This window comes from Calyptranema fuscum S582 (assembly GCF_055793305.1).
Genome location: NZ_JBSLYH010000142.1, coordinates 1 through 580, shown reverse-complemented (window position 1 = coordinate 580; position 580 = coordinate 1). Strand labels below are relative to the sequence as shown.

Below are 580 nucleotides of genomic sequence, written 5' to 3'. Positions count from 1 at the left end.
CCTTCAACTCGTGTCATCGCTGTTTTACTCACTAAATGGTCTCCATCCTCAATCACGCAAGGATAGACCTTATAGCCGTCCGTGATGTACAGAAAACAAGCCCAACCCATGACGATTTGCCATAACGGCTTAAAGGTCTCCAGAGAGTGATCTCCCACCACGAACCGGAGAATGCCTGGATGTTTCGTATTCACCGCTGTCCACAGCCAAATTTTGTTTTTTTTGACCGACAAAGGTTTCCAACTCATCTAGTTGAGCTGTTTCAGGAATTTCGTAATTTTCGTCAGGGATAGCAGCTGCCGCTTGGCGCACCCAATTGATTACACTGTTGTGGTTGATGCCCGTCACTCGTTCGATCGCTCGAAAGCCCATGCCGTTGAGGGACATGGTAACGCACAGGGCTTTAACCTCTTGACTGTAGCCTTGTTGAGGACTGTCTCGGAACTGGCGATGGCAGTCTCGGCAGAGGTAGCTCTGCTTGCCGTTGCGATGCCCATTCTTGACAATTTTGTCGCCGGCACAATGAGGACAGTTCATGAGGCTTTCCTGGATGCTACATCATCCTCTATTATGCAACGCC

Annotated in this window: 1 pseudogene; it reads right to left on the bottom strand. The window is 49.5% G+C overall.

From position 1 onward, the window contains the following. A pseudogene (locus ACR6Z4_RS32235) lies at nucleotides 1–537 on the bottom strand (IS1 family transposase); the annotation flags it as partial. Nucleotides 538–580: the final 43 nt, after the last annotated feature.